Annotated in this window: 18 protein-coding genes; 5 read left to right on the top strand and 13 right to left on the bottom strand. The window is 63.8% G+C overall.

Features of this window, described 5'->3' with window-relative positions; genetic code table 11:
• Positions 1-106: 106 nt before the first annotated feature.
• From AC0NIH_RS25780 to AC0NIH_RS25725, 12 genes are all read right to left on the bottom strand, one after another.
• On the bottom strand, positions 107-847 hold the full coding sequence (locus AC0NIH_RS25780; RefSeq protein WP_013896314.1) for an SDR family NAD(P)-dependent oxidoreductase: 741 nt from the start codon (positions 845-847) through the stop codon (positions 107-109).
• A 61-nt stretch (positions 848-908) separates the two neighbouring features.
• Entirely contained in the window at positions 909-2,378 is a 1,470-nt protein-coding gene (purF, locus tag AC0NIH_RS25775) for an amidophosphoribosyltransferase (protein ID WP_023779649.1), read from the bottom strand.
• Positions 2,379-2,482: 104 nt separating this feature from the next.
• Positions 2,483-3,145, bottom strand: coding sequence for a CvpA family protein (locus AC0NIH_RS25770; protein WP_224690029.1), 663 nt, complete (start codon positions 3,143-3,145; stop codon positions 2,483-2,485).
• 47 nt (positions 3,146-3,192) lie between these two features.
• On the bottom strand, positions 3,193-4,596 hold the full coding sequence (gene radA / locus AC0NIH_RS25765; protein ID WP_013896311.1) for a DNA repair protein RadA: 1,404 nt from the start codon (positions 4,594-4,596) through the stop codon (positions 3,193-3,195).
• Positions 4,597-4,835: 239 nt separating this feature from the next.
• Positions 4,836-6,326, bottom strand: coding sequence for a replicative DNA helicase (locus AC0NIH_RS25760; protein ID WP_013896310.1), 1,491 nt, complete (start codon positions 6,324-6,326; stop codon positions 4,836-4,838).
• A gap of 219 nt (positions 6,327-6,545) precedes the next feature.
• A complete protein-coding gene (locus tag AC0NIH_RS25755; RefSeq protein ID WP_473462386.1) occupies positions 6,546-7,523 on the bottom strand; it encodes a small ribosomal subunit Rsm22 family protein in 978 nt (325 codons plus the stop codon).
• Between the two features lie 2 nt (positions 7,524-7,525).
• Positions 7,526-7,849, bottom strand: a complete 324-nt coding sequence (locus AC0NIH_RS25750) for a YnfA family protein (protein WP_023768556.1) — start codon at positions 7,847-7,849, stop codon at positions 7,526-7,528.
• A gap of 93 nt (positions 7,850-7,942) precedes the next feature.
• A complete protein-coding gene (locus tag AC0NIH_RS25745) occupies positions 7,943-9,235 on the bottom strand; it encodes a class I SAM-dependent methyltransferase (RefSeq protein WP_473462384.1) in 1,293 nt (430 codons plus the stop codon).
• 262 nt (positions 9,236-9,497) lie between these two features.
• Positions 9,498-10,082, bottom strand: a complete 585-nt coding sequence (gene rplI / locus AC0NIH_RS25740) for a 50S ribosomal protein L9 (protein ID WP_013896306.1) — start codon at positions 10,080-10,082, stop codon at positions 9,498-9,500.
• 264 nt (positions 10,083-10,346) lie between these two features.
• Positions 10,347-10,595 carry a 30S ribosomal protein S18 gene (rpsR, locus tag AC0NIH_RS25735; RefSeq protein ID WP_006203718.1) on the bottom strand — a complete coding sequence of 83 codons (249 nt, stop codon included), beginning with the start codon at positions 10,593-10,595 and terminating at the stop codon, positions 10,347-10,349.
• Entirely contained in the window at positions 10,595-11,086 is a 492-nt protein-coding gene (gene rpsF / locus AC0NIH_RS25730) for a 30S ribosomal protein S6 (protein ID WP_473462381.1), read from the bottom strand. Before rpsF ends, rpsR begins: the two co-directional genes overlap by 1 nt.
• A gap of 470 nt (positions 11,087-11,556) precedes the next feature.
• Positions 11,557-13,509, bottom strand: coding sequence for an LTA synthase family protein (locus AC0NIH_RS25725; RefSeq protein ID WP_473462689.1), 1,953 nt, complete (start codon positions 13,507-13,509; stop codon positions 11,557-11,559).
• 252 nt (positions 13,510-13,761) lie between these two features.
• On the opposite strand from AC0NIH_RS25725, the gene fabD reads away from it, so the two are divergent.
• From fabD to fabF, 4 genes are all read left to right on the top strand, one after another.
• Positions 13,762-14,703, top strand: coding sequence for an ACP S-malonyltransferase (gene fabD, locus AC0NIH_RS25720; RefSeq protein ID WP_473462378.1), 942 nt, complete (start codon positions 13,762-13,764; stop codon positions 14,701-14,703).
• A 60-nt stretch (positions 14,704-14,763) separates the two neighbouring features.
• Positions 14,764-15,501, top strand: coding sequence for a 3-oxoacyl-[acyl-carrier-protein] reductase (fabG, locus tag AC0NIH_RS25715; RefSeq protein ID WP_140780091.1), 738 nt, complete (start codon positions 14,764-14,766; stop codon positions 15,499-15,501).
• 211 nt (positions 15,502-15,712) lie between these two features.
• On the top strand, positions 15,713-15,949 hold the full coding sequence (locus AC0NIH_RS25710) for an acyl carrier protein (protein ID WP_006203723.1): 237 nt from the start codon (positions 15,713-15,715) through the stop codon (positions 15,947-15,949).
• A 34-nt stretch (positions 15,950-15,983) separates the two neighbouring features.
• On the top strand, positions 15,984-17,246 hold the full coding sequence (gene fabF, locus AC0NIH_RS25705) for a beta-ketoacyl-ACP synthase II (RefSeq protein ID WP_013896299.1): 1,263 nt from the start codon (positions 15,984-15,986) through the stop codon (positions 17,244-17,246).
• On the opposite strand, the gene AC0NIH_RS25700 is transcribed toward fabF, so the two are convergent.
• Positions 17,234-17,506 carry a hypothetical protein gene (locus AC0NIH_RS25700; RefSeq protein ID WP_245272771.1) on the bottom strand — a complete coding sequence of 91 codons (273 nt, stop codon included), beginning with the start codon at positions 17,504-17,506 and terminating at the stop codon, positions 17,234-17,236. The two genes, fabF and AC0NIH_RS25700, sit on opposite strands and share 13 nt — an antisense overlap.
• Here AC0NIH_RS25700 and mltG point away from each other — a divergent pair.
• Positions 17,505-18,587, top strand: a complete 1,083-nt coding sequence (gene mltG, locus AC0NIH_RS25695; protein ID WP_473462375.1) for an endolytic transglycosylase MltG — start codon at positions 17,505-17,507, stop codon at positions 18,585-18,587. The two genes, AC0NIH_RS25700 and mltG, sit on opposite strands and share 2 nt — an antisense overlap.
• Positions 18,588-18,720 lie beyond the last annotated feature (133 nt).

Raw genomic sequence — 18,720 nt, 5'->3', positions numbered from 1 at the left:
TCGAATATCCTACGTTCGAAGAACGTAGCCGGAGGCCTTTTTAATCCCTGAGATAGACCACCTGAATGCGGGCAGCGGTTCTGGGAGCCGTCGAACGAGGTGTAAGTTATTCCGGTTGCCTGTAGGCGACGAAGCGGTTGTGCTTGGCCTGGAAGATCAGCCCCGTCTCTTTCAGGTCCGGGCTTGCCAGCGGCACGATCCGTTTGGCGATCTCTGAGGGGTGCGGCAGTGTTGCCGGATCCTCGCCGGGAACGGCCTGCGCGCGCATGGCGGTGCGGGTGGCGCCGGGGTCGGCGGCGTTGACGCGCAGCGGCAGGCTTTGCGTCTCATGCGCCCAGGAGCGCATCATGGTCTCGACCGCTGCCTTCGACGCTGCGTACGGCGCCCAGAAGGCGCGTGCCGAATGCGCGGCGTTGGAGGAAAGCAAAATCGCGCGGCCGGCATCCGAAAGCCTCAGCAGCGGGTCGACCGAGCGGATCAGCCGCCAGGTCGAGGTGACATTGATGGTCATCACCTTTTCGAAGGTCTTGGCTTCGACATGGCCGATCGGCGAGATGACACCGAGCACGCCGGCATTGGCGACCAGAATGTCGAGCTTGCCCCAGCGCTCGTGAATGGCGCCGCCCAGCCGATCGATGCCGGCCATGTCGGCGAGGTCGAGCGGCACCAGCGTCGCCTGGCCGCCGGCCGCCTTGATCTGGTCGTCGAGTTCTTCAAGCCCGCCGACGGTGCGCGCGACCGCGATCACATGCGCGCCGGCGGCGGCCAATTCCTTGGCGATGAAATAACCAATGCCGCGCGAGGCGCCGGTGACGACCGCGACGCGGCCGGTAAGGTCGAGGGTCATGCGAGAATGTCCGTGAGGTAGGTGCGAGACGCCCCCGAAGGCAAATGACGGCCTGGCAATCCTATGCCCCGCTGTTCGCCAGCAGCGACAGCGTGCGGACGTTGTCGTGGCCTTCGAAGTCGAGCAGGCGGGTCGGATACTGGCCGGTGAAACAGGCGTCGCAGAATTGCGGCTGGTCGTTGTCGCGGCTGGCTTCGCCGACGGCGCGGTAGAGCCCGTCGATCGAGAGGAAGCCGAGCGAATCGACGCGGATGAATTCGGCCATCTCCTCCACCGACATGCGCGATGCCAGGAGCTTCGACTTCTCCGGCGTGTCGACGCCGTAGAAGCACGAGGCGCTGGTCGGCGGCGAGGCGATGCGCATGTGCACTTCCTTGGCGCCGGCATCGCGCACCATCTGCACGATCTTCTGGCTGGTGGTGCCGCGCACGATGCTGTCGTCGACCAGCACGACGCGCTTGCCCTCGATCATGCGGCGGTTGGCGTTGTGCTTCAGCTTGACGCCCATGTGGCGGATCGAATCGCCCGGCTGGATGAAGGTGCGGCCGACATAGTGGTTGCGGATGATACCGAGCTCGAAGGGGATGCCGGCCGCCTGGCTGAAGCCGATCGCCGCCGGCGTGCCCGAATCCGGCACCGGCACGACGATGTCGGCGTCGACCGGATTTTCCTGCGCCAGTTCGGCGCCGATGCGCTTGCGCACCTCATAGACGTTGCGGCCTTCGACCGAGGAATCCGGCCGAGCGAAATAGACATATTCGAAGATGCAGAAGCGGGTCTTCTGCGGCTCGAACGGAAACAGGCTTTCGATGCCCTTGGAGGTGACGACGACCATTTCGCCCGGTTTCAGGTCGCGCACGAAACGCGCGCCGATAATGTCGAGCGCGCAGGTCTCGGAGGCCAGGATCCAGGCGCCGTCGAGATCGCCGAGCACCAATGGCCTGATGCCGAGCGGGTCGCGGCAGCCGATCATCTTCTTGGCGGTCATCGCCACCAGCGAAAAGGCGCCCTCGACCTGCCGCACCGCATCGATGAAGCGCGAGTTGAGGTCGCGCTCCTTGCTGGTCGCGACCAGATGCAGGAGCGTTTCGGTGTCGGAAGTGGAGGAGAAGATCGCGCCCTGTTTCTGCAGCGCGCGCTGCACAGTCATGGCATTGGTCAAATTGCCATTGTGAGCGACGGCGAAACCGCCATCGGCGAGTTCGGCAAAGAAGGGCTGGATGTTGCGCATGCCGGCGCCGCCGGTTGTGGCGTAGCGCGTATGGCCGATGGCGCGGTTGCCTTGCAGGCTGTCGATGACGCGCTGTTTGGTGAAAGTGTCGCCGATCAGGCCGACATGGCGTTCGACATGGAACTGGGTGCCGTCGTAGGAAACGATGCCGGCCGCTTCCTGGCCGCGATGCTGCAGCGCATGCAGGCCGAGTGTGACGATGGCCGCTGCGTCCTGCCGGCCGAAAATGCCGAACACACCGCACTCGTCATGGAAATGGTCGTCGGCCTCGGCGGAAAGCACGTCGTCTGCGTCTGCCATCTTAAGCTCCGCTAAAATCGCCATATAGAGCGGGTTCGCGTCGAAAGCAACGCGCGCCGTGCAGTCGTTCACACCATCGTCGGTCCTGACGCCCGTTTCGGCCGTCAGTTTGCAGGCGCTGCCGGTGCCGGCTTGGCCATGTTGTCGGCAGGAGCGGCGTCGTTGTCGTCGGGCGCTGGCGCATTGGCATCGTCGCCGCCGGCAGGCGCATCCGCTGCCGGTGCATCCGGTGCGGCAGGCGTCTCGGCGGCCGGCTGATTCGGATTGAGCTTCTTGAGGATGGCGTTTTCCGGATCCTCCGGCAGCAGGCTCTCGAGCTTGGCGCCGATCTGCTCCAGCAGCGGCCGCGACTTGGCTTCCGTCACCCAGGCCGGTGCCTTGGCGCCGGCCAGCCAGTTGAAGAACAACAAGGCGACAGCGACGACCAGTATGCCGCGCGCGGCGCCGTAGAGGAAACCGAGCGTGCGGTCGAGCGCGCCGATCCGCGAATCGATGATCCAGTCGGCGAGCTTCATGGTGATGACCGAAACGACGATCAGCGCGATGACGAAGACGACGCCGGCGGAGGCCGCCATGGCGATCTTCTCGTTGTCTATGTAAGGCTTCAGATAGGGCAGGACCGGCTTATAGAAGAAGAAAGCCGCCGCCGCGGCCGCCGCCCACGATACGACCGAAAGGACCTCGCGCGAAAAGCCGCGAACCATGGCGAGCATCGCCGAGACCAGGGTGAAGCCGACGAGAATTCCGTCAAGCAGCGTAATCGGCATGTCTTTCGCCCCACTCCGATCTCTTTTTCACGGCTCGACGAGCCGCGTTATTCTTCGTCGTCCACACGGCTTCGGCGTGAGCCGGCTATGCGTGCCACGAGGTCGGCAAGCTCGGTGGGCTGGAAAGCGCCGGCCCCGATCCCCCCAGCAAGTTCCTCGCTGCCCAAGGGCAGAACCGCGCTACCAAAACCCAGCTTTTCGGCTTCCTTGAGGCGCTGCTGCGCATGCGCAACCGGCCTCACCGCGCCCGAAAGGCTGATTTCGCCGAAATAGACGCAATCCGCGGGAAGGGCAAGACCGGTGAGTGAGGAAACCAGTGCGGCTGCGACCGCGAGATCGGCGGCCGGCTCGCTGATGCGGTAACCGCCGGCGACGTTGAGATAGACGTCATGGGTGCCGAAGCGCACGCCGCAATGGGCTTCCAGCACCGCCAGGATCATCGACAGCCGCGCGCCGTCCCAGCCGACCACAGCCCGGCGCGGCGTGCCGAGCGAGGAGGGCGCGACAAGCGCCTGGATCTCGACCAGGACGGGCCTGGTGCCTTCCATGCCGGCGAAAACGGCAGCCCCCGGGGATTTCGCATGCCGTTCGCCCAGGAACAGCTCCGACGGGTTGGCGACCTCGCGCAAGCCCTTGTCCGACATTTCGAAGACGCCGATCTCGTCGGTCGGTCCAAAGCGGTTCTTCACCGTGCGCAGGATGCGGTAGTGGTGGCCGCCTTCGCCCTCGAAATAGAGCACGCCATCGACCATGTGCTCGACGACGCGCGGGCCGGCGATCTGGCCTTCCTTGGTGACATGGCCGACAAGAACGATCGCCGCACCCGTCGACTTCGCATAGCGGATCATCGCCTGGGCGGAAGCGCGCACCTGGGTAACGGTGCCAGGCGCGGAATCGGCAAGATCGGTCCATAGTGTCTGGATGGAATCGAGAATGACCAGATCCGGCCGCTTGCCGTCGGCGATCGTGGCGAGAATGTCCTCGACATTGGTTTCGGCGGCCAGCTCCACCGCGGTGTCGGCAACACCCAATCGCTGCGCGCGCAGCCTGATCTGGGCGACCGCTTCCTCGCCCGAGACATAGACGATGCGGTGGCCCCGGGACGCAAGGGCGGCGGCAGCCTGGGTAAGAAGTGTCGATTTGCCGATACCGGGATCGCCGCCGACCAGCAGCGCCGAGCCGCGCACGAAACCGCCGCCGGTGGCGCGGTCGAGTTCGCCGATGCCCGACACGATGCGCGGCGCATCCTCGATGTCGCCGGAAAGTGTGGTCAGCACCACCGCACGGCCCTTGCGGGCATTGCGCGTGTTGGCCGGGCCGGAGCCGATGCCGCCGGAGGTGCCTTCCTCGACCAGCGTGTTCCACTCGCCGCAGGCATCGCATTTGCCGGCCCAGCGCTGATGCACCGACCCGCAATTCTGGCAGATGAACTGGACGCGGGATTTAGCCATGGAGCCGCGCCGGGTCGGTAGAATGTGCAAACCATAGACAGGCCGGCGGGACAGCGCCCCCCTCTGTCCTGCCGGACATCTCCCCCTCAAGGGGGGAGATCAGCAACTTCGATCCTGCCGCCCGTCTTTCTAGGTTGGTAATTGGCGAAAGCCTGCGTGACATCCAATCTCCCCCCTTGAGGGGGAGATGTCCGGCAGGACAGAGGGGGGCGGGACGGAACGAGGCCTGTCTCAAGAGGTCACTCGAACCTCTCCGCGATATGATGTTCCTCAGCCAGATCGGAGAAGCGGGTGAACTCACCGTGGAACGCAAGGGTGACCGAGCCCGTCGGGCCGTGGCGCTGCTTGGCCACGATCACCTCGGCCTTGCCGCGCATTTCGTTCATCTCGTTTTCCCACTTGACGTATTCTTCCGTGCCGAGCTTCGGCTCGCGGTTCTTGAGGTAATACTCCTCGCGATAGACGAAAATCACGACGTCGGCGTCCTGCTCGATCGAACCCGATTCACGCAAGTCCGAAAGCTGCGGGCGCTTGTCGTCACGGCTTTCGACCTGGCGCGAGAGCTGCGACAGCGCGATGATCGGCACGGCCAGTTCCTTGGCCAGTGCCTTCAGGCCGGTGGTGATCTCGGTGATTTCCTGCACGCGGTTCTGCGAAGACTTGGCGCTCGAACCCTGCATCAGCTGGATATAGTCGATGACGATCAGGTCGAGGCCGCGCTGGCGTTTCAGCCGCCGGGCACGGGCCGAGAGCTGGGCGATCGAGATACCACCGGTCTGGTCGATGAACAGCGGGATCTTCTGCATGGTCTGCGAACAGGCGACCAGCTTCTCGAAGTCCATTTCGGTGATTTCACCGCGGCGGATCTTCGAGGAGGAGATTTCCGTCTGTTCGGAAATAATGCGGGTGGCGAGCTGTTCGGAGGACATTTCGAGCGAGAAGAAGCCGACGACGCCGCCATTGGCCGCCTTGAACGAGCCATCGGCCTGCTGCGCCGGCTCATACATCTCGGCGATGTTGAAGGCGATGTTGGTGGCGAGCGACGTCTTGCCCATGCCTGGACGGCCGGCGATGATGATCAGATCGGACGCCTGCAGGCCGCCCATGCGGCGGTCGAGATCGCGCATGCCGGTGGCAAGGCCCGACAGATGGCCGTCGCGCATATAGGCGGCGTTGGCCATGTCGACCGCGGTCTTGACCGCGTCGGTGAAGCTCTCGAAGCCGCCATCGTAGCGTCCGGTTTCGGCCAGTTCGAAAAGGCGGCGTTCGGCATCCTCGATCTGCTCGGATGGCGACATGTCGACCGGCGCGTCATAGGCGATGTTGACCATGTCCTCGCCGACGGTGATCAACGCCCGGCGCGTCGCCAGATCGTAGATGGCGCGGCCATAGTCGGTGGCGTTGACGACGGTGACGGCCTCGACCGCCAGCCGCACGACATACTGCGCCACCGTCATGTCGCCGACCTTCTCATCGGCCGGCAGGAAGGTCTTCAAGGTGATCGGCGTCGCCACCTTGCCCATGCGGATGAGCTCGGCCGCGACATCGAAGATCTTGCGGTGCAGGGGTTCGTAGAAATGGCCGGACTTCAGGAAGTCGGAGACACGATAGAAGGCATCGTTGTTGACGAGGATCGCACCAAGCAGCGCCTGCTCGGCCTCGATGTTGTTGGGCGATTCGCGATATAGCGGTTGCTCCGCCACGCCGAATTTTCGTGCTGCCTCTGCCATGATATCCCCGATGTCGATCCCGGCTTCTCGATATCAGAACGAGACGAATCGATGCTGACCTTTCTGCATCATCGCATGACCAACCAGCCTTGATGCCCGTTGTTCACAGGCTCGGCGAACCGTCCACAGGAGAGTGCTTCCAAGCCCCGATTCCGATTGACTCCGAAAGGCGCAGTCCCTACCCGAGTCGTTGGAACAGATCAAGAACAAACTTGGCGATCAGGCGCTTCCTTCGCCCAGCGTATCGCCCCAGTCCAGGCGCCGTGCCGCCTTGAACAGATCACCGTCGCGTTTGGTCAGCAGTTTTTCGTCGGCGCTGCCGTCCGTTTCGCAAAGCTTGAGCAGAACCTTGCCGGAGCCGGACTTTGGCGGTGCGATCACCCGCGCGGCACGCGCGGCGGCCGGTTGGCGCGAGGCGGCGACAAAAATGAACTTCTCGTCTTCCCACGGCACTTCCGCCTCCTTGGCCAGCCGGTGCAGGCGCGAGCGGGCGACGCGGCGGGAAAAGTGGCACCAGTCGGGCGGGGCGAGCGGGCAAGGCGCCTCATGCGGACAAGGCGCCAGCAGATGCGCGCCCGCCGCGATCAACCGCGCGCGCACCGCCAGGATTCGCTGCCAGCCGGCAGGCGTGCCCGGCTCGACCACGAGCAGCGTGTCGGCCGTGAGGTGCCAAAGCCGGTCGACAAGCTTCGGCAGCGATGCCGGAATGATCTCGTCCAGCACATAGGTACACGTCACCAGCTCGGCCGGCTCGAGATCGGCGAGGTCGATGGTGGCGTCGCCGGCCAGCCATTTGGTCCGGGCAGCGACTGCGCCGGCGGCGAGCGTCTCGCCGACCTTGCGTGCCGCCGCACTGGCTTCGAGGAGCACCGCCTGTTCGAGATCGGGCCAGAGGTCCATCGTGGCCCAAAGCACCGTACCAGGCCCGGCACCGATATCGAGCAGGGTTTTCGGGACGAAATCCGGCCGGGCTTCATTCAGCGCACCAAGGCTGGCGCGGACCGCGGCGTAGGTCGCTGGCAGCCGCGTCGCGAGATAAGCCTGCACGGCCAAATCCTGCGCCATGTGCAGGCGGCCGTCGCGCAGCTCGGCACGGTAGCGGTCGGAAAGCGTTTTCGCCGCTTGCTTCAGGGTCGCGAGCGGAACGTTTTCAAGCAGGCGCTCGACCCCTTGGCGAAGTGGCGCTGGCAATTCCATGGTCAGGCTCCGCGCGGTGCGAGCAGGATGACCGAGGCTCCGGCCATGCAGAGGACCGCACCGGCAAGATCCCAGCGGTCGGGCCGCACGCCTTCCACCAGCCACAGCCAGGCGAGCGACGCCGTGATGTAGATGCCGCCATAGGCGGCATAGGCACGGCCCGCCGCATTGATGTCGACCAGTGCCAGGAGCCAGGCGAACAGGACGAGCGAGACGAAGCCCGGTGCCAGCCAGAGCGGCGACTTTTCCAGCCGCCACCATGCCCATACCGAAAAGCAGCCGGCGATCTCGGCCAGGGCCGCGGCAACATAAAGGAGATAGCTCATGAAAAAGGCCTCGCGACGATCACGAGGCCTTTTTCAGGGCAGGGGCGTGCGAAGGCAAGCACCAACAGCGAAAGCGTACGGACGTTCCCGTTTCTATTCCGCCACCTTGCGGCGACGGGCAGGCTTGGCGGGCTTCTCGACGGGAGCCGCCTCGCGGCGGCCCAGGTCACGCATTTCCAGCGCCTTTTCGCATTTGGCCATATAGTCTCGGGCCATAGGCAGCGTGTCGTTCTTCTTGGTGATCTGGAACTGGAAGATGACCAGGTCCTGCCAGCGGAAGGCGGCTTCCGAGGCGGCCAGATAGAATTCCCACATACGGCAGAAGCGTTCGTCGTAGATCGCCTTGGCCTTGTCGCGGTTGGCGGCGAAGCGTTGGCCCCAGTGCTTCAGCGTATCGGCATAGTGGAGCCGCAGGATCTCGACGTCGGTGACCACGAGGCCGGATTTCTCGATCGCCGGCAGTACCTCCGACATTGCCGGGATGTAGCCGCCCGGGAAGATGTACTTGCGGATGAAGGCACTGGTCGCCCACGGCACGCCGGAACGGCCGATCGTGTGCAGCAGCATCACGCCGTCAGGCTTCAGCAGCGTCGCGGACTTGTCGAAGAAGGTGCGGTAGTGGTTGACGCCGACATGTTCGAACATGCCGACCGAAACGATGCGGTCGAAACGCTCGTTGAGCTCGCGATAGTCCTTCAGCTCGAAATGGACGTGGCTTTCCAGCCCCTGCGCGTGCGCCCGATCGGTGGCCACGCCATGCTGTTCGGTCGACAGCGTCACGCCCTGCACGTCGACGTCGAAAGCCTTGGCGAGATAGAGGCCAAGCCCGCCCCAGCCGGAGCCGATGTCGAGCACCGTCTGGCCGGCCTTCAGCCTGAGTTTGGCGGCGATATGGCGCTTCTTGGCGGCCTGCGCCTCGTCCAGCGTCATGTCCGGCTGTTCGAAATAGGCGCAGGAATACTGCATGTCCTCGTCGAGGAAGAGCCGGTAGAGATCGCCCGACAGATCGTAATGGCGCTGCACGTTGCGGCGCGAGCGCGAGGCGGTGTTGATCTGCTGCAGGCGGCGGAAGGCGTGGCGCAGGCCCTCGATGGCTTTCGACCAGGTCGCGTCGATGCCGCCACTGCCCATGTTCTGGAAGGCAATGCGCATCAGCCCGAGCACTCCGCCTTCGAGAATGTCGAGTTCGCCGTCCATGTAGGATTCAGGCACCGCCAGCATCGGATCGAACGTGATGGCGCGTTCGGCATGTCGGGTCTTGATGTGCAGATGCACCGGCTCGCCGCTGCCGTCGCCGAATACGAATGTCGAGCCCTGTGGCCCGGTCACTTTGAGACTGCCGGTGCGAACCAGGCGATCGAGAACGCGCTTCAAGAGAATATTCATGACCTAATGCCCCCAGGGTGCCTTACGCATGGCCCGAAAACCGCAATCGACTTTCGGACAGGATTATGCGCCGAACTCCAATTCCACAACGTCCTTTGCGCGTCCAAAGGACGCGCGACGATCTAGTCTGCAACAATATATGGGGACCCGGAAAGTTCCTTTTGGCACAAAAAAGCCCGGGCGAGAGGCCCGGGCGTTGGTCCACAAAGGACGGATAACGGCAATGTGATCGGAGCTTGGCTCCAATCCCTGCGGGGTAAGATCAGGCGTTGTCTTCGCCGCCTTCGAACTCGGCATTCGGATCGAAGAAGTTTTCCGGCCGGGCGTTGTCGTTGATGTCGTCGCCATAAATGGCTTCGGCGGTGGTCAGCGTCTCGCCCTTGGCCTGGCGTTCGGCTTCGTCGGCCGTGCGGGCGATGTTGAGCGTGATCGTGACTTCGACTTCCGGATGCAGCGCGATCGCCACATTGGTGACGCCGATGGTCTTGATCGGCTGGTTGAGCTGGATCTGGTTGCGGTTGACCGTGAAACCTTCGGCCGTCAGCAGGTCGGCGATGTCGCGCGTCGACACCGAACCGTAAAGCTGACCGGTCTCGCCGGCCGAGCGGACGGCGATGAAGCTCTTGCCGTCGAGCTTTTCGGCAACCTGGGCGGCTTCCGACTTACGCTCGAGGTTGCGGGCCTCGAGCTGGGCGCGCTGGCCTTCGAACTTCTTCTTGTTGGCCTCGTTGGCGCGCAGCGCCTTGCCCTGCGGCAAGAGGAAATTGCGGGCAAAGCCGTCCTTGACCTTGACGGTATCACCCATCTGGCCGAGGCGGGAAACGCGTTCGAGAAGAATGACTTCCATGGTTTTGTTCCTTTCAGTTGGGCATCGATCTCGGGATCGATGCCGATTCTTGGGAACAGGTCAGGAAGCAAAGGGGCGTTGCCGCCGGTGTCGCTGTCCTGCCTGTCGGCAGTTAGAGGCTTTGGCCTCAACCCGGGATTTCCTGCATGTCGCCCAAAAGTGGTTTCCCGGTTTTGGGACAACGACATGCATCATCAAGACACTCCAGCGGCGCCCGTCGCCGTGGAGAAAAGCGGGCGACAAAGCCGCCCGCTCGGAGAAATTTTAGCGAACCACGTAAGGCAGCAGGCCGAGGAAGCGGGCGCGCTTGATCGCCTTGGCCAGCTCACGCTGCTTCTTCTGGCTGACCGCGGTGATGCGCGACGGCACGATCTTGCCGCGCTCGGAAATGTAGCGCTGCAGGAGACGCACGTCCTTGTAGTCGATCTTTGGCGCGTTGGCGCCGGAGAACGGGCAGGTCTTGCGGCGACGGTGGAACGGGCGCCGGGTCGGGATCTGGTTGATGTCGACCATTATTCTGCACCCCCTTCAAGGCCTTCGCGCGGACGGCGCGGACCACGCTCGCCACCGGCATCGCCGAAGCTGCGCGGCGGACGGTCGCCGCGATCGCGGTCGCCGAACGAACGCGGGCCACGGTCACCACGGTCGCGGTCGCCGAAGCCACCGCGCTCCGAGCGCTCTTCGCGCTTCTGCATCATCGCCGAGGGGCCTTCCTCATGCGCCTCGACCTTGATGGTCAGGAAGCGCAGCACGTCCTCGGACAGGCCCATCTGGCGCTCCATCTCGTTGAGCGCTGCCGGCGGGCAGGTGAGGTCCATCAGCGCGTAGTATGCCTTCCGGTTCTTGTTGACCCGGTAGGTGAGGGACTTCAGTCCCCAGTTCTCGACCCGGCCGACGGACCCGCCATTTGCTGCGATGACGCCCTTGTACTGTTCGACAAGCGCATCGACCTGCTGCTGCGAGAGGTCCTGCCGGGCAAGAAACACATGTTCGTAAAGAGCCATTATGTCTTCGTGCCTTTCTTCGTTTCTCTCCCGGTTCCCGGCGGCAAAAGCCTCTGCAACTTCTCTGACCCGGATCCCTTGAGGGGCGGGGAAGAAAGGAGCATGACGAGACGGTCGAGAGCGGAGACACGGGAGGCGGAAGCACTTCTGGCTTCACGCGAAGGTTTTTGAGAAAACCTCCGGCCCTCCGTTCAGCCCCCAGCTAGGACCGGCAGATTGCGGGCGTCTATATAGCAATCCGCAGGGAAGGCAAGGGCGTGCGGCGTTCGCGATGTCGCAGGGGAGCCTGTGGCGCAAGGGGGCGATGTCGGAGGGGAAGATCAAATGCGACGACCGCAAGACCTTGCGACTTCCCCGCAGCGGCAAGCATTTCCGGGGATGAGATGCTTCTCAAGAGCAGATCGCCAACAAGTTCTCGAAGCTGCAACTGACGAATTGAGTGTTCGATCCCCTCAGAGGGATTGCCAGGCTCAACTCATGTGGGCGACGACCTTGTCGATCGTTTCGGGGAAGAAGTCCGGCGCCGCGTGCCGCTTGCCGAACATCATGTCATATTGCAGCAGGCGGAAGTCGCGGATCGCCGGGTCGATGTCCTTCTGCCGCGCCCAGTCGGGCGTGGCTTCCCCGGCCGGTGTCAGCAACAGGTTGCGGTCGACGACGCGGTAGCGTTCGCGCATCTCGCCCAGGAAGCCCGTGTAGTAGGGATGGGTGATGCCGGCCGTCTTCAGGATATGATAAGGCAGGAAGGCGGGGCTGACCGCGCCCAGATCCTCGGCCGGGCCGGTGCGGTTCGACCAGATGACCAGCGGCGTCTCGTGATGCTGAAGGGCATCCTGCGGTGACGCCTCCTTGCGCGGCGCGACATTGTCCTTGAGGAAGCCGGTTTCGACGTAAACCGGGCCCAGCGGCGGCAGATGGTCGCCGAAGAAGGCGATCACCGTGGGACGGGAGCGCTTCTTTGCCCATTCGACGAGGCGCTCGAGACCGCGATCGGCATCCGCGGATCCCTCCGCATAGCTCAGCAGCGATTCACGCGCCCACTGGCTGATCGGCGCCTGCACCTTGTGGGTCGGGTTGTAGTAGCGGTTCGGCTCGTAGGGACCATGGTTCTGCAGGCTGACCGCGAAGAAGAACACCGGCTGCTCGCTGGCGTCGGCTTCGCGGATGATCTCGTCGGTCATCGCCGCATCCGATGCCAGCGGTCCGCGCTTCTCCATCGGCGGCAGCGTCTCTTCAGACTTGAAGTCGTTGAAGCCGAAATCGGCGTACACCGCGCCACGGTTCCAGAACCAGTTGGTGCCTGGATGTATGGCACGCGCCTGATAACCCTCGCTCTTCAGGAAGGTTGCCATCGACGGCGTCGGGGTGCGCACATATTGCTGGTAGGGGATGCTGCCGGCCGGCAGGAAGGCGTTCGAGAAGCCGGTCAGCGCTTCGAACTCGATATTGGCGGTCATGCCGCCGAATTCGGGCGAGAACATATAGCCCGAGCGCAACGCCCGCACATTGGGAATGGGGTCCGGCGTGATGGTTACCCCGGGCAGTTTGGTCGGATCCCAGAACGATTCGCTCATGACGACGATGATGTCCGGTTTCTCGGCGGGCACGGAGGCTGTCACCGCTGGCCTCTCGATCGCTGCGATCGCCTTGTCGGAATAGCCGGCCGGCGCCGAGACATGCGCCATCGGCACGTTGAGCGCGAAGGCGAGCGCAAAGCCGTTGGAGGCGTAGTTTTCCTTCTGGTCCCACATGATCGGAATGATCTGCAGCCGGTCCCTGGTCCACGAGAAGGTGGCGTAGTCCATGATTGAGACAAAGAAGGCGAGCAGCGGAACCGCCAGCGTCAGCCGGGCGAGGCGGCCCTTTCGGCTGAGTGCGAGGACCTTGCGGCGCCACAGCCGCCAGCCATAGACGAGCAGCGACAGGCCGGCGACGATGCCGACGACCATGGCGAGCGCGGTCATTGGCCGGTCGCGCACCAGCAATGGCAGCAGGGCGACGATCTGGCGGGCGTAGAGGAAATCCGTCGGATAGAGCGGATCGCCGAGATAATGCGACTTCTGATGGCCGACAAAGGCTAAAGACAGGGTCAGCGGAGCCACGATCATCAGGCTCTGGTGGCTACGGCCGAGCACGGCGTCGAGGCCGATCAGGATCAGCGCGAACACGACGATCGTGGTCCAGCCCGGCTTGAGCGGCTGCAGGAAGAAAGAGACGGTGCCGGCGAAATCACCGCGCACGATCAGTTCGATGGCGAACACCAGGATGGCCGCGATCGCCAGGCTGATCAGCCCGTAACGGACAACCGGCCATCTCCGGCCCGGCAGGTAGCCGGTGGACGGATCGTCTTCCAGGAATTGCGGCACGGCTTTACCGCTACGTTTCGAACTCTTTGTCACTTCAACTTCCCCACCCAGCGACAAACACGTCACTCGATTGTCATATAATTGTCACGCAAAGCTAGCGCCTGTGGCGGAAATAAGAAGAGCCAGCAAACGATTCGTGAGCGGTTTTCATCAGGAGTGATCGCCAAAAAGCCTTTGGGAACAGGCACTCGGCGGTTGACGAAGCCGCCCGGCAGGGGCGAACTGGACTTGACTTGGCGGCCTGCCTTGCGTCACAGGCAAGAAAAACCCGCCTATCAGGCAAGCAAAACCAGCCCTTGGGAGCCTCGCATGGCCGTCGCATTCACCTTTCCGGGACAAGGCAGCCAGGCTGTTGGCATGGGCAAGGATCTCGCCGATAGCTTTCCCGAGGCGCGCAGGGTCTTCCAGGAAGTCGACGACGCGCTCGGCGAAAACCTGTCGAAGCTGATCTGGGAAGGTCCCGAAGAGGCCTTGACGTTGACGGCCAACGCACAGCCGGCGCTGATGGCGGTATCGCTGGCGGCCATCAGGGCGCTGGAATCGCGTGGGTTCTCGCTGAAGGACAAGGTCGCCTATGTCGCCGGCCATTCGCTGGGCGAATATTCGGCGCTGGCCGCCGCGGGCTTCGTTTCCGTTGGCGATGCCGCGCGGCTGCTGCGCATTCGCGGCAACGCCATGCAGGCGGCGGTACCTCCCGGGAAGGGCGCCATGGCGGCGATCATCGGACTGGAGCAGGCGGATGTCGAAGCTGCCTGCGCTGAAGCGGCCAAAGGGTCTGTCTGCCAGGTCGCCAACGACAATGGCGGCGGCCAATTGGTCATCTCCGGCGCCAAGGCCGCGGTCGAGCTGGCCGCCAGGCTTTGCACCGAAAAGGGCGCCAAGCGGGCGCTGATGCTGCAGGTCTCGGCACCTTTTCATTCGGCGTTGATGACGCCGGCCGCGGAGATCATGCGCGACGCGCTCGCCAAAGTGGCCAAGGCCGCACCGGTGGTTCCGATCGTCTCGAACGTCTCAGTCACCCCGACGAGCGACCCGGACGAGATTTCGCGGCGCCTGGTCGAGCAGGTGGTCGCCCGCGTGCGCTGGCGCGAGACCGTCGAATGGTTCGGCGCCAACGGCGTCACCGCGCTCTACGAGATCGGCGCCGGCAAGGTGCTGTCGGGGCTGGCGCGGCGCATCAACCGCGACATCGCCACCGCGTCGGTGGGGAGTTCCGCCGAGGTCGAAACAGCACGAGCGGCACTCGTATAATCGGATGCCATTTGACCCCACCCGTGCGAAGGGTGTCCTCTTCTCAATCAGGAGACAAAAATGTTCGAATTGACCGGCCGCAAGGCGCTCGTTACCGGGGCATCGGGAGGCATCGGCGAGGCGATCGCCAGGGTGCTGCATGCGCAGGGCGCCATTGTCGGCCTGCATGGCACGCGCATCGAGAAGTTGGAGACGCTGGCCAACGAACTTGGCGACCGGGTCAAGCTGTTTCCGGCCAATCTGTCGAACCGCGACGAGGTCAAGGCGCTCGGCCAGAAGGCGGAAGCCGATCTGGAAGGTGTCGACATCCTGGTCAACAATGCCGGCATCACCAAGGACGGCCTGTTCGTGCGCATGTCGGACGCCGATTGGGACAGCGTGATCGAGGTCAATCTGACCGCGGTTTTCCGGCTCACTCGCGAACTCACCCATCCGATGATGCGCCGGCGCCATGGCCGCATCATCAACATCACCTCGGTGGTCGGCGTGACCGGCAATCCCGGCCAGACCAATTACTGCGCCTCGAAGGCCGGCATGATCGGTTTCTCCAAGTCGCTGGCGCAGGAGATCGCCACCCGCAACATCACCGTCAACTGTGTCGCCCCCGGCTTCATCGAATCGGCAATGACCGACAAGCTCAACGACAAGCAGAAAGAGGCGATCATGGCGGCCATCCCGACGCGCCGCATGGGCACCAGCGTTGAAGTCGCATCCGCGGTCGCCTATCTCGCCTCCAACGAAGCCGCCTACGTCACCGGCCAGACCGTCCACGTCAATGGCGGCATGGCGATGATCTGAACGAGGCCCGGCGGCAACGCTGCCGGGTTGTGAAAAGAGACCATTTCGCCTTGGACCTCAGCTATTTTTCGTGTAATGCGGCCCGCAACCCGGCGGTTCGGGCAAAAACCGGTCCGTGGCCGTTGCGTTTCCGGCAGGACCATCTTTCAGCTTGATTAGCGGCATTCTGCCCGCTAACGAAGACAGACAAACAAAAGACGAGGATGCCCAAATGAGTGACACCGCAGAGCGCGTCAAGAAGATCGTCATCGAACACCTTGGCGTCGATGCCGACAAAGTGACGGAGCAGGCGAGCTTCATCGACGATCTGGGCGCCGACAGCCTCGACACGGTCGAACTCGTCATGGCGTTCGAAGAAGAATTCGGCGTCGAGATTCCCGACGACGCGGCCGAGACCATCCTGACCGTCGGCGATGCGGTGAAGTACATCGACAAGGCTTCGGCCTGACACTTTCCGCAGTCACCACCGGGGAGGACCTGCGATGAGGCGTGTCGTCGTCACGGGCCTTGGGTTGTTGTCACCGTTCGGCATGGGCTTCGAGCACAGCTGGAAGGAACTTCTGACCGGCCGCAGCGCCGCCAAGCGCATCACCGAGTTCGAGGTGGAGGATCTTGCCTGCAAGATCGCCCACGTCGTTCCGCGTGGCGACGGCAGCAATGCCACCTTCAATCCCGAGGCCGTGCTCGAGCCGAAGGAACTGCGCAAGATCGGCGACTTCATCCTGTACGGGATTGCCGCCGCCGACGAGGCGCTGAAGGATTCCGGCTGGGAACCCAAAACCCATGAAGAGCAGTGCGCCACCGGCGTTCTGATCGGTTCCGGCATCGGTGGTATCGAGGGCATCGCCGAGAACGCGATGATCCTCAAGGAGCGCGGTCCGCGCCGCATCAGCCCTTTCTTCATCCCCGGCCAGATCATCAATCTGGTCTCCGGCCAGGTTTCGATCCGGCACGGGCTGAAGGGCCCGAACCATGCCGTCGTCACTGCCTGCTCGACCGGCGCGCACGCCATCGGCGACGCTGCCCGGCTGATCATGTGGGGCGATGCCGACGTAATGGTCGCCGGCGGTGCCGAAGCGCCGGTGACGCGGCTGTCGATCGCCGGCTTCGCCGCATGCCGGGCGCTGTCGACCGAGCACAATGATACGCCACAGACTGCATCGCGCCCCTACGACCGCGACCGTGACGGCTTCGTCATGGGCGAGGGCGCCGGCGTCGTCGTGCTGGAGGAACTGGAGCACGCCAAGGCGCGCGGCGCCAAGATCTATGCCGAGGTTACCGGCTATGGCCTGACCGGCGATGCCCATCACATCACCGCGCCCGCCGAGGACGGTGACGGCGCCTTCCGTTGCATGACGGCGGCCCTGAACCGGGCCAAGCTGACGCCTGCCGACGTCGACTACATCAACGCCCACGGCACCTCGACCATGGCCGACACGATCGAGCTCGGCGCCGTCGAGCGGCTTGTCGGCAATGCCGCGTCCAAGATTTCGATGTCGTCGACCAAATCGTCGATCGGCCATCTCCTGGGGGCGGCGGGCGCCGCCGAAGCGATCTTCTCGATCCTCGCGATCAGGGACAATGTCGCACCGGCGACCATCAACCTCGACAACCCCGAACGCGAAACCGCGATCGACCTGGTGCCGAACAAGCCTCGCTCCCGCCAGATCGACGTGGCGCTGTCCAATTCCTTTGGCTTCGGCGGCACCAACGCATCGCTCGTGTTCCAACGCTACAATGGCTGATCGTCCGGTTGCCGGGCGATGCTTTGACGTATCGTCAATTTTGCCATATTCGCCCCTACTCTGCCGCAGGGGATTCGTTGAGAGATCAAACGGTAGGGCGAAATGAATACAAATCCGGCAGGCAACGGAGAATTCGGGCAACGACCGGCGAGCACTGGGCCGATCGTGCCGAAGACAGCCAGCGAAGCCTTGCGGCCTGAAGCCGGAACGCCGCCGCCGAAGCGCTCGCGCGCTTCTCGCAGCCAGGTCGTCGTGTTCATGAACTTCGTCATCTCCTCGGTGATGCTGATGGTGCTGGCGGCGGGCGTGGCGGTCTACTTCGGCAAGCAGGAATTCACCGAACCCGGCCCCTCGGCCAATGGCGACACTTTCCTGGTCAAGCCGAACACCGGCGTCCAGGATATCGCCGACCAGCTCGAGCGCCGCGGACTGATCAGCGACGCTCGTATCTTCCGGCTTGGCGTGCGTGCCTTCGGCAACGATTCCGCGCTCAAGGCCGGTGAATACGAGGTCAAGCCCAGGGCATCCATGCGCGACATCATGGAGCTTTTGAAGAGCGGCAAGTCGGTGATGTACTCACTGACGATTCCGGAAGGGTTGACGGTCGAGCAGGCTCTGCAGCGTATCGCCGGCGAGCCCGCCTTGAGCGGCGACATGCCGGCCAAGACGCCTCCCGAGGGCAGCCTGGCCACCGACACGCTGCGTTTCACGCGGGGTGCGACGCGCCAGCAGATGATCGACAAGTTGCTGGGCGATCAGAAGAAGCTGGTCGACGAGGTATGGCAGCGGCGTGCGCCGGACCTGCCGCTGTCGAACGTCGACGAGTTCGTCACCCTGGCCTCGATCGTCGAGAAGGAAACCGGCAAGGGTGACGAGCGTTCACGGGTGGCCGCGGTCTTCCTGAACCGGCTGGCCAAGGGCATGCGCCTGCAATCCGATCCAACCATCATCTATGGTCTGTTCGGCGGCAAGGGCAAGCCGGTGGACCGGCCGATCTACCAGTCCGACATCCAGAAGCAGACGCCTTACAACACCTATCTGATCAGCGGCCTGCCGCCGACGCCCATCGCCAATCCGGGGCGTGCGGCACTTGAGGCCGTGGCCAATCCATCGAAGACCGACGATCTCTATTTCGTTGCCGATGGCACTGGCGGTCACGTTTTTGCCGCGACGCTGGACGAGCACAATGAAAACGTCGCCCGCTATCGTGCGTTGCAGAAGAAGCAGGCCGATGAGGCGGCCAAGGCCGCTGCGGCCGCTGGTGCCAGCGGCGATACCGACAAACCTGCTGACGCCATCGACGATGGCGACGCCGGCGGCGATGCGGGCGCCGCCCAGTAAGACGAAGAAGGCTGGAAGGGCGACAGCCCCGACATTTGAAGCAACGCCACGCGTCCGATTTCAACGTCCCGCGGCGTGATCATTTTTAAGCAGCATTTGCCCTGTCCGGAATGGTTTCGGGGCAATGCGCCAG

It is taken from the genome of Mesorhizobium sp. WSM1386, assembly GCF_055901595.1.
This window is presented reverse-complemented; position numbering and strand designations above follow the sequence as displayed.

What these genes read in the sequence shown, in the direction of transcription:
- AC0NIH_RS25780 (WP_013896314.1), bottom strand. Translation starts at nt 847, where the DNA reads ATGACCCTCGACCTTACCGGCCGCGTCGCGGTCGTCACCGGCGCCTCG.
- purF (WP_023779649.1), bottom strand. Translation starts at nt 2,378, where the DNA reads ATGGCAGACGCAGACGACGTGCTTTCCGCCGAGGCCGACGACCATTTC.
- AC0NIH_RS25770 (WP_224690029.1), bottom strand. Translation starts at nt 3,145, where the DNA reads ATGCCGATTACGCTGCTTGACGGAATTCTCGTCGGCTTCACCCTGGTC.
- radA (WP_013896311.1), bottom strand. Translation starts at nt 4,596, where the DNA reads ATGGCTAAATCCCGCGTCCAGTTCATCTGCCAGAATTGCGGGTCGGTG.
- AC0NIH_RS25760 (WP_013896310.1), bottom strand. Translation starts at nt 6,326, where the DNA reads ATGGCAGAGGCAGCACGAAAATTCGGCGTGGCGGAGCAACCGCTATAT.
- AC0NIH_RS25755 (WP_473462386.1), bottom strand. Translation starts at nt 7,523, where the DNA reads ATGGAATTGCCAGCGCCACTTCGCCAAGGGGTCGAGCGCCTGCTTGAA.
- AC0NIH_RS25750 (WP_023768556.1), bottom strand. Translation starts at nt 7,849, where the DNA reads ATGAGCTATCTCCTTTATGTTGCCGCGGCCCTGGCCGAGATCGCCGGC.
- AC0NIH_RS25745 (WP_473462384.1), bottom strand. Translation starts at nt 9,235, where the DNA reads ATGAATATTCTCTTGAAGCGCGTTCTCGATCGCCTGGTTCGCACCGGC.
- rplI (WP_013896306.1), bottom strand. Translation starts at nt 10,082, where the DNA reads ATGGAAGTCATTCTTCTCGAACGCGTTTCCCGCCTCGGCCAGATGGGT.
- rpsR (WP_006203718.1), bottom strand. Translation starts at nt 10,595, where the DNA reads ATGGTCGACATCAACCAGATCCCGACCCGGCGCCCGTTCCACCGTCGC.
- rpsF (WP_473462381.1), bottom strand. Translation starts at nt 11,086, where the DNA reads ATGGCTCTTTACGAACATGTGTTTCTTGCCCGGCAGGACCTCTCGCAG.
- fabD (WP_473462378.1), top strand. Translation starts at nt 13,762, where the DNA reads ATGGCCGTCGCATTCACCTTTCCGGGACAAGGCAGCCAGGCTGTTGGC.
- fabG (WP_140780091.1), top strand. Translation starts at nt 14,764, where the DNA reads ATGTTCGAATTGACCGGCCGCAAGGCGCTCGTTACCGGGGCATCGGGA.
- AC0NIH_RS25710 (WP_006203723.1), top strand. Translation starts at nt 15,713, where the DNA reads ATGAGTGACACCGCAGAGCGCGTCAAGAAGATCGTCATCGAACACCTT.
- fabF (WP_013896299.1), top strand. Translation starts at nt 15,984, where the DNA reads ATGAGGCGTGTCGTCGTCACGGGCCTTGGGTTGTTGTCACCGTTCGGC.
- mltG (WP_473462375.1), top strand. Translation starts at nt 17,505, where the DNA reads ATGAACTTCGTCATCTCCTCGGTGATGCTGATGGTGCTGGCGGCGGGC.
- AC0NIH_RS25700 (WP_245272771.1), bottom strand. Translation starts at nt 17,506, where the DNA reads ATGAACACGACGACCTGGCTGCGAGAAGCGCGCGAGCGCTTCGGCGGC.